This window comes from Flaviramulus multivorans, from assembly GCF_021728415.1.
Taxonomy (GTDB): Bacteria; Bacteroidota; Bacteroidia; order Flavobacteriales; family Flavobacteriaceae; genus Sabulilitoribacter; species Sabulilitoribacter multivorans.
Genome location: NZ_JAKKDV010000001.1, coordinates 26,396 through 39,183 on the forward strand (window position 1 = coordinate 26,396; position 12,788 = coordinate 39,183).

14 protein-coding genes and 1 tRNA gene are annotated in these 12,788 nt (G+C 32.0%); 1 reads left to right on the plus strand and 14 read right to left on the minus strand.

The genetic code is table 11. From position 1 onward, the window contains the following. Positions 1 to 45: 45 nt before the first annotated feature. From L3X39_RS00140 to L3X39_RS00185, 10 genes are all read right to left on the minus strand, one after another. Positions 46 to 744 carry a cyclase family protein gene (locus tag L3X39_RS00140; RefSeq protein WP_237229343.1) on the minus strand — a complete coding sequence of 233 codons (699 nt, stop codon included), beginning with the start codon at positions 742 to 744 and terminating at the stop codon, positions 46 to 48. Next, entirely contained in the window at positions 741 to 1,226 is a 486-nt protein-coding gene (locus tag L3X39_RS00145; protein ID WP_237229344.1) for a GNAT family N-acetyltransferase, read from the minus strand. The genes L3X39_RS00140 and L3X39_RS00145 overlap by 4 nt, the downstream gene beginning before the upstream one ends. After that, a complete protein-coding gene (locus L3X39_RS00150) occupies positions 1,216 to 1,782 on the minus strand; it encodes a cysteine hydrolase family protein (protein WP_237230623.1) in 567 nt (188 codons plus the stop codon). The genes L3X39_RS00145 and L3X39_RS00150 overlap by 11 nt, the downstream gene beginning before the upstream one ends. A gap of 233 nt (positions 1,783 to 2,015) precedes the next feature. Next, positions 2,016 to 2,441, minus strand: a complete 426-nt coding sequence (locus tag L3X39_RS00155; RefSeq protein WP_237229345.1) for a hypothetical protein — start codon at positions 2,439 to 2,441, stop codon at positions 2,016 to 2,018. Between the two features lie 40 nt (positions 2,442 to 2,481). Next, on the minus strand, positions 2,482 to 3,210 hold the full coding sequence (locus L3X39_RS00160) for a hypothetical protein (RefSeq protein WP_237229346.1): 729 nt from the start codon (positions 3,208 to 3,210) through the stop codon (positions 2,482 to 2,484). Beyond that, positions 3,207 to 4,535: a tyrosine-type recombinase/integrase gene (locus L3X39_RS00165; RefSeq protein ID WP_237229347.1), complete on the minus strand. Its 1,329-nt coding sequence runs from the start codon at positions 4,533 to 4,535 to the stop codon at positions 3,207 to 3,209. The genes L3X39_RS00160 and L3X39_RS00165 overlap by 4 nt, the downstream gene beginning before the upstream one ends. 55 nt (positions 4,536 to 4,590) lie before the next feature. Continuing rightward, positions 4,591 to 4,663, minus strand: a tRNA-Met gene (locus L3X39_RS00170). A 59-nt stretch (positions 4,664 to 4,722) separates the two neighbouring features. Further along, positions 4,723 to 4,905: a CPXCG motif-containing cysteine-rich protein gene (locus L3X39_RS00175; protein ID WP_237229348.1), complete on the minus strand. Its 183-nt coding sequence runs from the start codon at positions 4,903 to 4,905 to the stop codon at positions 4,723 to 4,725. Positions 4,906 to 4,973: 68 nt separating this feature from the next. Further along, positions 4,974 to 5,798 carry a Two component regulator three Y domain protein gene (locus tag L3X39_RS00180; protein WP_237229349.1) on the minus strand — a complete coding sequence of 275 codons (825 nt, stop codon included), beginning with the start codon at positions 5,796 to 5,798 and terminating at the stop codon, positions 4,974 to 4,976. Positions 5,799 to 5,894: 96 nt separating this feature from the next. Further along, positions 5,895 to 7,805, minus strand: a complete 1,911-nt coding sequence (locus L3X39_RS00185) for an ABC-F family ATP-binding cassette domain-containing protein (protein WP_237229350.1) — start codon at positions 7,803 to 7,805, stop codon at positions 5,895 to 5,897. Positions 7,806 to 7,891: 86 nt separating this feature from the next. On the opposite strand from L3X39_RS00185, the gene L3X39_RS00190 reads away from it, so the two are divergent. Continuing rightward, a complete protein-coding gene (locus L3X39_RS00190) occupies positions 7,892 to 8,275 on the plus strand; it encodes a DUF983 domain-containing protein (protein WP_237229351.1) in 384 nt (127 codons plus the stop codon). Here L3X39_RS00190 and L3X39_RS00195 read toward each other — a convergent pair whose 3' ends face one another. From L3X39_RS00195 to porL, 4 genes are all read right to left on the minus strand, one after another. Then, on the minus strand, positions 8,276 to 9,364 hold the full coding sequence (locus L3X39_RS00195; protein WP_237229352.1) for an NAD(P)/FAD-dependent oxidoreductase: 1,089 nt from the start codon (positions 9,362 to 9,364) through the stop codon (positions 8,276 to 8,278). A 46-nt stretch (positions 9,365 to 9,410) separates the two neighbouring features. After that, positions 9,411 to 10,301: a type IX secretion system ring subunit PorN/GldN gene (gene porN / locus L3X39_RS00200; RefSeq protein ID WP_237229353.1), complete on the minus strand. Its 891-nt coding sequence runs from the start codon at positions 10,299 to 10,301 to the stop codon at positions 9,411 to 9,413. Between the two features lie 156 nt (positions 10,302 to 10,457). Beyond that, on the minus strand, positions 10,458 to 12,020 hold the full coding sequence (gene porM / locus L3X39_RS00205; protein WP_237229354.1) for a type IX secretion system motor protein PorM/GldM: 1,563 nt from the start codon (positions 12,018 to 12,020) through the stop codon (positions 10,458 to 10,460). Positions 12,021 to 12,079: 59 nt separating this feature from the next. Then, the gene (gene porL / locus L3X39_RS00210) at positions 12,080 to 12,718 is read right to left on the minus strand and encodes a type IX secretion system motor protein PorL/GldL (protein WP_237229355.1); all 639 of its coding nucleotides are present in this window, start codon (positions 12,716 to 12,718) and stop codon (positions 12,080 to 12,082) included. Positions 12,719 to 12,788 lie beyond the last annotated feature (70 nt).

The following is a 12,788-nucleotide window of genomic DNA, read 5'->3' on the forward strand; positions in this document are numbered from 1 at the left end:
TAACTAAAATAATGTTTTTTTCGTTTGCGTTGATACTTGTTTATACTAATTCTCTTCAAAAACAGCTATGGCCCTTACTGGAGATCCTGTTCCTCCTCTTATTTTTAAAGGTAAAGCAATGAACCTAAAACGCCCTTTATTAATTAATAGATGGAGGTTTATCATGTTTTCATAATGCGTAAAGCCCAATTCACCACAAATTTTGTGCACTTCCTTGTTTGAAACGTTTGGCACACCAGGAGACATAGTTTCTACTCCAAAGGCAGCAATTTCTTTATTTCCTAACCAACGAGTTGCTTCGGCTGTTATACCAGGTCCATTTCCCCAGTTTTCTGTCCCATAATAATTTCGAAAATGGTCTGTATAAAATAAAACGGTATCTCCTTTTTTTATTTGTAATTGAGATTTTTCACAAGCTTTTTGTATGTCTGAAGAAGTTATTAGTGCTCTGAGTCCTTTTTGTGAAAAATCTAAACAGATGCCTTCAGTATAAAACATAGTAAGTGGCATGGTATCTATAGATTGCCCTTTATTCTCTATTGACATGTGATTAAAAGCATCAACATGGGTTCCTGTATGCTCACCTAACTCTAGCTTGTATACGCTCGGAGTAACCGTATGACTATCCTTTATATTGTCCCATTCTTCATGAGTTGCATGAACCGTCATTTTAACTTCAGGAAGGCCTTTATATACAGGCATTCCTGAAAAAATCTCTTGGCTTAAGTCTATTATTTGTGTCATTTTCTTTTATGAAGTAATAGAACCTTACTTTTGTAATTTGTTGAGCACCAATTGTACTTTTTAAGTATTTTCATTGGAATGTTAGTTTTTTTTATTTTATACTCGCTAAACCCAACTCGAAAGTAATTATTTTTAAGGTGAGTAAATGGCAAGCACCAAATAATGTTTTGATTAAAAGTATGATTTTCAAGCAAAAACTTAATAATCTCATGCGAAATATTCAGTCCTCTATAATCATTAAACACATATATTCCACTGAGCTCTAAATTATCGTTATCTATAATTATTAATCGACCTAAACCACAAGGTTTAGCATCACACTCAGCAATCACAATAAACTCATTATCAAAATTAGATTCAATAAAATTTACTTCTTGATACTTTAAGTTAATCCAGTTAATTTCATTCTTTTCCGCTTCTCTAAGGGTTATAGTCATTTCAGATACTAGTTGGTGTTTAATAATATCTCTTTTACAATTCACTTAATAATTTGTCTGATTTCCAAACCGTAGCAAACTCTTCATTTAAACTAGCAAGGGTAGTTTGGTGAATAATTTCAGAATCATATAATACACCATCAACACCAATTCGATCAAACGTAGCAGTAGCGTCTGAAATTAAATAGGTTTCATAACCAAAGTTGCCAGCCATTCGTGTTGTGGTGGACACACAATGATTCGTTGTTAACCCAACGAGTACTAAAGTATTAATTTTAAATATATCTAAATGCTCTTTTAAATCTGTTCCTATAAACGCGCTATTCACATTTTTTGTTATTATTGGCTCGTTGTCCAATGGCATAGCATGTTCATTAAAATCAAAGCCAGAATTTGATTCATGCAGCAAAGAATTTAGGCTCTTTGAACTATGTCTAATATGAAAAATAGGCAGTCTGCATTTCCTCCATTTGGCTAAAATCTTTCCGCAAATAATTTCAGCTTCAGGGTTATTTCTGTTCCCACCCCAATAGTCTTCATTTAAAAAGGCCTTTTGAACGTCTATAAGAATTAGGGCTGGATTTTTGTCTCTTAGTTTCATCATTGCTTAATTAGGCGTTTAGTCCATTCTGGTTATTCCATAATTACTAATTTATTATTTTATTCATTATTTAAGTGTATTAACTAATTTAATTTTTGCTTTCATCAAATAGTTGAATGGTTACAACTTATCCAGCATTTATTCCCTTTTTAAACAAGTTATACTTAAAAAATTTATTCTTGATATTTTTTTGATAAGAGATAAAAAATGCAATTATCTGAGGTTAAATATATTTACAAATAAACCATAAACCCAGTATCAATATCATAGTAAGCCATCTTGCCATTATTATCCTTTGGAATATTTTTTACTTCAAAATAGCGTTGACCTTTAATGACGGATTTTAACTCTTTAATATCTCTTTTTGTAGCATTTTTATTATCCTCAGGGGTAAATACATATTTGGCCAAATCAACGGCTGCTGCACCCAATGCTGCATTTGCAGCACCAGTTAATGATATAGTCTCTTTTTTTGGAGTGCTTTGAACCGTAGGAACTTGAATTTTATTCTGCTCTAGAGTTGTTTTATGGGGTTTTGTTTTGTTCTGCTTTAGTAACCAACTCCGACTTCTACAAGAGTTGCTACAAAACTTTTGTACACCTCTACGTCTTGGGGTGTACTCACTACCACAATGGTTGCAAATGGTTGTCTTTTTCATTATTATACGTAAATTAAACGTTTAATTTACGTATAATATACTATTTTTTACCAATATTAAAAAATGTTTGCAACAATATTTTTTCTGCTTTAGCTTCCGTTATAAGTGGTTTTTTGTCTTTTTTATTGGTTGGTAGTGGTGGTGTAGTCGTTTTTTCAGGCGTGTTAGTTTTAAATTTCTTAATCCAATTTTCAAGGTTTAAACTTGGTCCTTTCTTTTTAAAATTATTGACAACATCAGGGAAATAAGTATCGATGATATCGTGAGCATTAAAGTTTCCTTTTGGAATGGTTTCTTTACTATCATAAAAGGATTTTACTAATACCTCGAAATGCTTTTTATAACTTTCATATTGAATATAGAATATTCCAGATAAATTGCTATCGATTTGTATCATTTCAATGGGGTTGTGATACATCCATTTAACTATATAGAACATGGTTTCAACAAATTCAAAATATTTGTTTAATACATAATTAAATTCATGCGCTTTACCCTCACTTTTCTTTTCTAATAGTTTGAAAATGTTCTTTTCTAAATCGCCCTCCTTTAATAAAATTTGTTTATTGCTTCTTCCCGCTACATAATGAATCGGACCTTCATATTCATCGAAGACTAAAACTGTGTTTAAAAAATTATATTTCTTCAGCGCATCTAGGGTTTCAATAATATCTGGTCGGATCTCTTTCTCTGGGATAAAGAAATATAACTCTTTAATAAGATTTGGAATCAAGCTTAGATGAAACTGATGTAATGTTTGCTCACTCATTGTTTTTTCTTTAGCATTTCTGAAAAATCAGGTGGTAACTCAGCGTCAATATCTCTTAGGTATTTCTCTAGGGCATTCATTGATGTATGTCCTGTAATAAGCATAAGTTTACTTTTTGCCTCGAAAGGTGCGTACTCCATAACGAGTGCTCTATATACTTTAGTTATATAGGTATGTCTAAAACTGTATAAGCCATAGTCTTTTCCTAATTTAAAATGATCTTTGATTACCTTTTTAAAACGCTTACTAAAATAATCTCTTTTATTGGTTTCATTAGTTTCCCATTCACCACCAATTTTGTCTGGAGTGAATAAGGTGTCTTCAGGATTTAGGCTTGACAAATCTGGCAAATCATCCAATAATATTTGAGGGATAATTTTTGTTTTAAACTGACTATTCTTTGCTTTAAACTGAAGAGTTTTGTTTTGTAAATTAATATTTCCGACTTTCAATCGACAAACTTCAATAGGTCTTAGAAAACCATATGAAATGAATTTAATGTACAACAATAAAATAGGGTCTTTTTCTTTTAGATGCTTGAAGATGGATTCTTGAGTTTCTAACGTATAGGTTTTATTGCGTTCTGGTTTTGATTTTAATATGGGTATGTTTTTTAAAAAGTTCTGTCCAATAACATCATTATCCTCCAACACTTGCATAATGCTACCTATATCGGCTCGATAATTATTCCTATTACGTGGAGAGGTTTTATCTAAAACATGGTTTAAAAACTGAAGAACCAACTGTTTATCTAAAGCGTCAATTGTTTTAATATTTGGATGGTTTTTATCCAACCATTTTAACAGCAGATCTATTTTATTGCTATAATCTTTTAAAGTACGTGCACCTACTAATTTTTCTTTGAGCTTTAAACCATAATCAAACGCAGCCCTCAATGATAGATTGGGAACTTCTTGGGGTTGATTTAAGCTCTGTTCCGCTTCTTTTTGTTGGGTGCTTGCTTCAGTTGTTGAAGGTGTGGTTTTAGTTTTTCTTTGTAATTTTTGATATAACGCTGTGTTATCTTTAAAAGGGTTATAACCTTGTTTTAAGAGCTTTAATAATACTTTACGATATACTGTAAGTACTTCCATACGCTCTTCCTTGGTTTTATAAGTGTTTGCTGATCCATAAAAAGGAGTGAGACGCTTTAGTTTACCTGTACTGGGGTCTCGAAAGGAAAAATACACATACCATCGCTTGGATAAATTTCCGTTGGCTGTATAGATTTTTGGGCTGGAAAAAAGTTTCTTTTTTGACAAATCGTATGCACTTTCGTATTCACTTTCGTATGCAAAAGTAAGAATTTGTTTAAATGTAGACATAAAAAAACGGTTTAGAGAAAACCTAAACCGTTGATTACGTCTATTTTAAATTTTGTAGCGGGAACTGGACTCGAACCAGTGACCTTCGGGTTATGAGCCCGACGAGCTACCTACTGCTCTATCCCGCGATATTGGACTGCAAATATACAATCCTTTTTAATTTCTACAATAAGAAAACATAAAAATATTATTGACCAATACTTACCACCTGAATATCTAATAATTCTGCATTGGAAAATGTTACAGAAACTTGAATGGGGTTACAGCAAACCTCACAATCTTCGATATAAGATTGACTTGATATAGAACTATCAAAAAGCATAGAAATGTTTTCCCAACAATAAGGACATGTAAAAAAATATTCTTCCATTATTAAAGTTAAAAAAAAATAGCCATCAAAAAGATGGCTATTAGAAACTATAATTTATAAAACTTTTTTTATTCCTTTTCAATATCCATTACTGCAGTTGAATTTTGTGCTTCTAGCAATCCTAATACTGGAGGGTTTTTTCCGGATACACTAATATATTCTTGGTTTAATTTATTATCACTTACCATTAAAGTATTTAACTTTGTTAAATTGATTAAATCAATTGGTAAATTCCCCGTAAATTGATTAGTTGATAATAATAACTCTTCCAAGTTTTTCAACTGAGCGATTTCAACTGGTATTTCACCATCCATTTTATTGTCCATAAGACTCAATTTTTGCAGTTTCGATAACGCATAAATCTCTCTTGGGATATTACCAGTCAAAAAGTTGCTCCCTAATAAAAGCTCTTTTAAGTTTGTTAAACCCATTAAAGAGTTAGGGATTTCTCCTGTAAGTTGATTGCTATATAATTTTAAAGACTCTAATTTTTTCAATTCTCCTAACTCTGAAGGTATACTTCCTTCAAAACGATTCATATATAATTCTAAATCTGTTAAGTTTTTTAGGTTTTTTAATGAGGCAGGAATTGTTCCTGATAATTTATTGAAACCAAAATTTAATTTTCTTAAAAAAACTAAATTTCCAATTTCTTGAGGTAGACTACCTTGTAGGTTGTTAAATTGAAGATTAATTTCAACTATTTGATTATCCTCTATTTTAACACCATACCAGGTATCAATAGGTTCGTCTAAATTCCATGCAGAGTTCCACTCACTTCCATTTGTGGCATTATATAAGGCTAATAATGCATCTTTTTCGGATGTAGACACACTGGCAAATGAGTAAATTGTTGTAAGTAAAAGAATTACAGTTAGCTTTAAGGTATTCATATTACAGTTAGATTTGGGATTAACTAGTACGAATATACATTACAACTAGACTAAATACTATTTAATTCGATGAAATGCACAAAATTTTAACAAATTCTAATCGACGAACTGGTCAATTTCAAACTGAATGGCTTCCCATTTTTCCATTAAACCTTGCAAGTCAGTTTTCATTTTTTGATAATTATCGAAGAAATTTGGTTTAGAAGTAGCTTCTTCATAATTAATTTCAAGCTCAACATCTATGGCTTTAATATTACGCTCTAACTGGCCAATTTTAGATTCTACGTTACTTAACTTATTGTTTAAAGACTTAAGTTTTTTTTGATCTTCGTAGGATTGCTGCTTTTTCTCTTTAGGTGTTTCTTTTACAACAGTGCGCTTTTCAACATCCCGCAGGCTGTCTACTTTTCGCTGGTCTAAATAATAATCTATATCGCCTAAATATTCTTTTAGCTTGTGATCTTTAAACTCGTAAACCTTGTTAGTTAATCCTTGTAAAAAGTCACGGTCATGTGAAACTAAAATTAAAGTCCCTCCAAATCTTTTCAAAGCTTCCTTTAAAACGTTTTTAGATTTTATATCTAAATGGTTTGTAGGCTCATCCATGATTAAAACATTAAATGGTTGCAACATTAATTTAGCTAAAGCCAAACGATTTCGCTCTCCTCCAGAAAGTACACGTACATATTTTTCAACCTCATCGCCACGAAATAGAAACGACCCTAGAATATCTCTTACTTTACTCCTATTTGTTTCATTAGCAGCATCAATCATGGTATCTAGCACCGTTTTACTGCCGTCTAAATACTCTGCTTGATTTTGAGCAAAATAGCCAATTTGTACATTATGCCCAAGTTTTAAATGTCCGTTATATTTTATATCTCCAACTATGATCTTTGCTAGTGTAGATTTACCTTGACCATTTTGACCAACAAAAGCAGTTTTGCTATCCCGTTCAATGAGTAAATTGATATTTTTTAAAACTAGGTTGTCGCCATAATTTTTTGAGATATGTTCAGCCTCCACAACCACTTTTCCAGGTGTGATGGATACTGGAAAATTAAGTGTCATTACGCTGTTATCATCTTCATCAACCTCAATTCTATCAATCTTATCCAACTTTTTTATAAGCGATTGCGCCATTGTCGCCTTTGATGCTTTCGCTCGAAATTTTTCAATTAACTTCTCAGTTTGTTCAATTTGCTTTTGCTGATTTTTTTGAGATGCTAACTGCTGTGTTCTTAATTCTTCACGCAATACCAAATACTTAGTGTAAGGTTTTGGATAATCATAAATACGTCCTAATGAAATCTCGATGGTTCTATTAGTCACATTATCTAAAAACATCTTATCGTGAGAAACGATAACCACTGCACCAGGATAATTTTTTAAAAATCCCTCTAACCAAATGATAGACTCAATATCTAAATGGTTTGTTGGCTCATCTAAAAGTAAAATATCATTGTTTTGAAGTAGCAATTTTGCTAGTTCAATTCGCATTCGCCAACCACCAGAGAATGTATCTGTAAGTTTTCCAAAATCTTCGCGTTTAAAACCTAGTCCTTGAAGAATTTTTTCGGTATCCCCTTGATAATTGTAGCCGCCATTAATTTCGTATTGATGTTGTATCTCGTTAATATCAACCATGAGTTGATGATACCCTTCACTTTCATAATCGGTACGTTCGACCATTTGGGTATTAACTGCTTCCATTTTAGCTTCGAGTTCCTTTATTTCTGTGAAAGCCTCATACGATTCTTCTAAAACTGTTCTTCCAAAAACAAAATCAATATCTTGCTTTAAAAACCCTATTTTAAGTTCTTTATCAGTTGCAATTTGCCCCGTATCAGGCTCCATTTCTCTCGATAATATTTTGAGCATGGTAGATTTACCAGCTCCATTTTTGCCTATAAGCCCTACTCTGTCGCCATTTCCAAGTTTAAATGTGATATCTTCAAAAAGGTATTCACCTTGAAATGAAATTGATAAATTATGAATGTTCATCATAGAAATGTAACTTTTATTACAGAGCTTTTATTATTAAAAATGTACTTTTACTGCCTGATTTCAGGTTGCAAAAATACACAAATATTATGTTTAAAAAAGGAACTAAATTATATAGTATTTTGAAAGGTGCTTGTCCCAAATGTCATGAAGAATCCATGTTTAAAAACAAGAACCCCTATATGCTTTCGGAAGCGTTGAGTATGTACGAAAAATGCTCGAATTGCGGCACGAGATATAAAATTGAACCTTCATTTTTTTACGGTTCTATGTATGTTAGTTATAGTGTAGGAATAGCTTTTGCTGTTGCTGCTTTTGTTATTTCGCATTTTATATTTGAAGCAGGAATTAATCTAGTCTTTATTTCTATTATTGGCACCTTAATCGTTTTTATGCCTGTTATTTTAAGATTATCTAGAAATATTTGGATTAACCTTTTTATTCACTATGATAAAAGGTTTGCAAAAAAATAATTATTCGAATCGCTTTATATCAATCTCTTTTTCTAAAGGAATTTCACTCTCAATAAACTTGTATAGTTTATTGGCAACATAAGGCCCAATCATTACACCCCTTGTTCCTAAACCATTTAAAACATACATGTTTTTATAAATTGAATGTTGCCCTACCAAAGGTCTTCTATCTTTAACAGAAGGTCGAATACCTGCTTTTTGATTCACAACTTTATAAGAACATTTAATTAATTTTTCAAGCTTTCGCGTAAGTTCTTGTTTCCCCGCGTTGGTCGCTTTATTGCTTAAATCTTTCCATTCGTAAGTCGCACCAACTGTATACAAGTCTTCTCCTAAAGGAATTAAAAAAACACCCGCTTTTAATACAAAATCAATTCTTAAACTTGGGGCATGTATTGTGATTAACTCTCCCTTTGCTGGAACAAGTGGTAAATGTTTAAAAAAAGGGTTTTGTGTTATGCCATAGCCTTCTGCGAACACAATATGTTTAGCCACAATATTTTTATATCCAATTTTCATTTCATCAATTAAAAGCTCATTGTAATTGAATGTGTCTTCGAACAACAATTCACTTTTTAGTAAATCTGACCTATAGGCTTCAATCATAGTTTTTACATCTACTCTCCCTGTATCTAAAACTTCGCCGAAACCAAAAGGTGCATTAATAGCCTCATTATTATTTTTAATAATTTTTGTTGAAAGATATTCCGAAAGTATGGGTTTATCTGAAGCAGCGAACCAATCATTCTGTTCTTCTAGTGATGCAAATTTTCGATAAACTGGAATCTTATAATCCAGTTTTACTTTAAGTCTATTTTCAATGTTGGCATACATTGGTAAGGCAATATCTAACTGCTCTTTACTTTTCCAAACAGTTGTAAATCGTTTTAAAACTACGGGATTATATAAACCTCCTGCGACAGTTGAAGATTGCTGTGAACCGTTGTCAAACGCCACAAAAGTTTTATTATTTGCTTTTAGTTGTTCGCAAAAACTAATACCTGCAATACTGGAACCTACAATTATATAATCTACTTTCATTGACTGCGAAGATACATGCTTTGACAAAACCATCTGAATTTTGCTCATAAAAAAAGCCCACTTTTCAGTGAGCTTTCTTTTTATTAATTATGGCTTAGTAGGTCCACATATCTAATTCAAAATCTCTAATCTTATCTTTAATCCTTTCAGATTCAAGTAATTGCATTAAAGCGTTTTGTGATACATATTCCGTAACCGCTCTGTCTCCTTGTACATTCTCTTCTCTAAAAATATAACCATGAAAACGACGTGCGTTTAACACATGATCAAAAGAGAATGGCATAGAGCTATTTTCATTATTAAAAGATTTGGCTTCATGTAATACCTCTCTAGCATCTGGGAAAAACACCCAAAATAAAGGTACTAAATCTGGCTCTTCATCATCAATAAAGTTAACATCTGGCGCTACTGGAGCTATACCAAGTAGGCGGTATTTCATTTCAGCTTGTCGCTTATCAAAATACCAAAGTCCTTTAATGTGGTACTCTTTAATATCAGCAGCAGTGATATCTCTCCTGTTAATATATTCAGGAGATAATTCTTCACCAGCGTTTAATTGCTCAATACCTAATTCTGTAGTATCAATTTTAACTAAAGCAGCTTCAATGTCTTTTAAGGTTCTTTTTGTTGTAAAATAAGAATCATCATAAATGTTCTTTATTTTTCCATCCTTAACGGCTTTCATAAGAACATCGTATAACGATCTTCTATCCTTTCCTATATTATTTGTATCGATAGGATAGTATAATGGGAAGTTTGCACGTTCATCAAGAACCACTTTTTCCCAAACCATTTTAGAAAACAAGATGTCTCTATCGTCAACATACCCATATTCTAATGGTTTATCATTATCGACTGCCTTTTGAGCTTCTGTTCTAACTCCTATTTGTTCAGGGCTTTTAGCATTTAATATATTGGCTTGCGCAAACATACTTGATGCTGTAAAAACAGTAGCAACGGTTAATAAAAAACTCTTTAATTTCATGTGCTTAATTATTTATTATTTTTCAAAGGTCACATGTAACATCCATATTTCTTTAAGTTCAATGTAACAACTCAAGGTTATATGAATGTTTCATCTTAATCTTATTTTACACTTTTTATTTAACTACGGTAATAACTTAACGTTAATACTTGCAGTTTAGTTTGTTAACTCAATAAAAACTGGAGATACTTTTTTAAGTATTACACTAACACCGTTAGCTTTAGCTTCTATATCAAATATTTGAACATCACCTCCACGCTTAGCTTTGCTTAACGCTTGTTTTGCTCTACTATCTAACTTATTTCCGTTAACGTTAATTGTAGGTTGACCAGCAACTTTAAATTTAAATCCTGTAACTCGTAATGGTAATTCAAAATCGAAATCATCAAATTTTGCACCAATAGTTGAAATTTCAAGGGCGTTACGTTGCATTTTAATAGCACCGTCTTCTCCTCTTACTGTTCCTGTTGGTTTTGGTAAATCTTTGATTCTGAATGTTGCATTATCTGGAATTGATTTTCCATCAAGCGTACCTGTTACATTAATTGTAACTTCACGTCCTTTAATAGTAGTAGCATCCATTACATATTTTCCAACTCCAGCAACTTTTGATAGTCCAGGTGCAGAAGCTCTCACTTGATTATCAGGAATACCTGCAAATGAAATAGTCATTGGGTTTTTAACACCACGATACACTACATTCATTTTATCAGCTGAAATTGTTGCTGCATTAGGTTTTGCTACGGTGGCAAATGATGAATTAACAGGCACCTCTACTTCTTCTCCATCTTGAGAAAAAATCAATTTACCTTCCAATTTATGCTCGCCAACACTTCCTGTATTAACGTTTAACTTAACTTTACCACCTTCAATAGTAAAATCTTTATTTTCCGTTAATTTTCTTCCATCTAAAGTTAACTCTACACGGTTAGGTTTAGTTGAAGCATCTGTACGACCTAAAACAATTTGTCCGTCAAATTTCTCACCATTAAAGTAAGCAGACTTAGTTGTCTCCATTAAGGTAGTATAGTTCGTCATAGACACTTCACTAGAAAGTGTACCTTGTAACATATTTGATAACACTTCAGATTCAGTGGTTTTAACATCTGCTTGAAGTTGTGTCATTTTTGTTAATGATGCTACTAAAGGAAATCCTTTATAATGGTAATCTAACCAATCTTGAGTTCCGATGTCTCTTTTTACAGGATCTGTGTTAAATTTATCTTTAACATCTTGTATGATATTTTCCATACCTTTTTTTCCTTGTAATAAAGACACAACACCATCTCTAAACGTATTTATTTGGTTTAAAAACTCCTGTCCTTCTGGTTTTAACTTGTCTCCTTTAAAGAAATTTTCGTCAAGGTAATCACCTTTATCCATAATTTCATAATCGGTAGGATCATCAACAGTAGCTGTCATTTTTCCTTTTAACTCTGATAAATAAGCATCAAAATTAGAAGCCAACGTATGCAAACTTTCTGCATCAGCTTTTAAAGGCTCATATTTCTCAGGCTGTTCTTCAGCTTTAAGGTTCAAACTTGCAACAAAACTATTGTTACGCTCTTCAGCGGCTTCATTAGATTCTACAAGTCTTTCGTTCATTAATCCGAAGGCTGAAAGCACTTCTTTCGACATATTTAACGCTAGCATCGCTATAAATATTAAATACATCAGATTAATCATTTTCTGTCTAGGTGATAAATTTCCTGCTGCCATTTTTAATTAGGTTTTTTTTGGTTAATTAATAGTAATTTGGGATTTATTAACTCTCCTAATTAATTTTTATTCATTGCAGAAAGCATACCGCCATATACACCATTTAATGATGATAAGTTAGATGCTAAAGATTGCATTTGCTCTTTTAATTTACCAGCGTTTTCAATAGACTCTTCATTAATAGTAGCTTGTTTGTTAATGCTTTCTAATTGTACTTTGTATAAGCTATTTAATGATTCCATTTGTGCTGCAGCTAACGATAATTCTTCACCGTATTTCTTACTAGCTTCGATTGAATCTACTGTAGAAGACATATTTTTTGCAGCACCTTCAAAGTTTTTGATGCTATCTCCTAAACTTGAGATTAATTCACCATCAATTTTAGCTTCTTTTAATAATTCGTCTAACTTTTTAGATAGTAAACCTTGTGCAGATTCCTTTCCTTCATTTTTACCTGATTGTCCTCCAGCTAATTCTGGATATACTAAAGACCAATCTAAATCATCATCAACAGGTTCGAATGCTGATAATGCAAAAATAATTGCTTCTGTTACAAGACCAATGGTTAACATAACGTTACCTGTTAAAGGTCCAATTTCAAAGTGAATAATTTTGAATAGTGCACCAACGATTACAATTGCTGCTCCTAATCCGTAAGCCATATTCATGAACTTTTTGTTTGCTTTTGACTTTGCCATAATTTTCGATTTTTAATTTAAGTAGGTTTTACTTAAGTAGGTTAATTAATAGTTATTATTATTTTTATTG

Coding starts and splice junctions, on each gene's coding strand:
- L3X39_RS00185 (WP_237229350.1), bottom strand. CDS start 7,805: ATGATGAACATTCATAATTTATCAATTTCATTTCAAGGTGAATACCTT.
- L3X39_RS00155 (WP_237229345.1), bottom strand. CDS start 2,441: ATGAAAAAGACAACCATTTGCAACCATTGTGGTAGTGAGTACACCCCA.
- L3X39_RS00165 (WP_237229347.1), bottom strand. CDS start 4,535: ATGTCTACATTTAAACAAATTCTTACTTTTGCATACGAAAGTGAATAC.
- porL (WP_237229355.1), bottom strand. CDS start 12,718: ATGGCAAAGTCAAAAGCAAACAAAAAGTTCATGAATATGGCTTACGGA.
- L3X39_RS00180 (WP_237229349.1), bottom strand. CDS start 5,798: ATGAATACCTTAAAGCTAACTGTAATTCTTTTACTTACAACAATTTAC.
- L3X39_RS00160 (WP_237229346.1), bottom strand. CDS start 3,210: ATGAGTGAGCAAACATTACATCAGTTTCATCTAAGCTTGATTCCAAAT.
- L3X39_RS00140 (WP_237229343.1), bottom strand. CDS start 744: ATGACACAAATAATAGACTTAAGCCAAGAGATTTTTTCAGGAATGCCT.
- porN (WP_237229353.1), bottom strand. CDS start 10,301: ATGAAATTAAAGAGTTTTTTATTAACCGTTGCTACTGTTTTTACAGCA.
- L3X39_RS00150 (WP_237230623.1), bottom strand. CDS start 1,782: ATGAAACTAAGAGACAAAAATCCAGCCCTAATTCTTATAGACGTTCAA.
- L3X39_RS00190 (WP_237229351.1), top strand. CDS start 7,892: ATGTTTAAAAAAGGAACTAAATTATATAGTATTTTGAAAGGTGCTTGT.
- L3X39_RS00175 (WP_237229348.1), bottom strand. CDS start 4,905: ATGGAAGAATATTTTTTTACATGTCCTTATTGTTGGGAAAACATTTCT.
- L3X39_RS00195 (WP_237229352.1), bottom strand. CDS start 9,364: ATGAGCAAAATTCAGATGGTTTTGTCAAAGCATGTATCTTCGCAGTCA.
- porM (WP_237229354.1), bottom strand. CDS start 12,020: ATGGCAGCAGGAAATTTATCACCTAGACAGAAAATGATTAATCTGATG.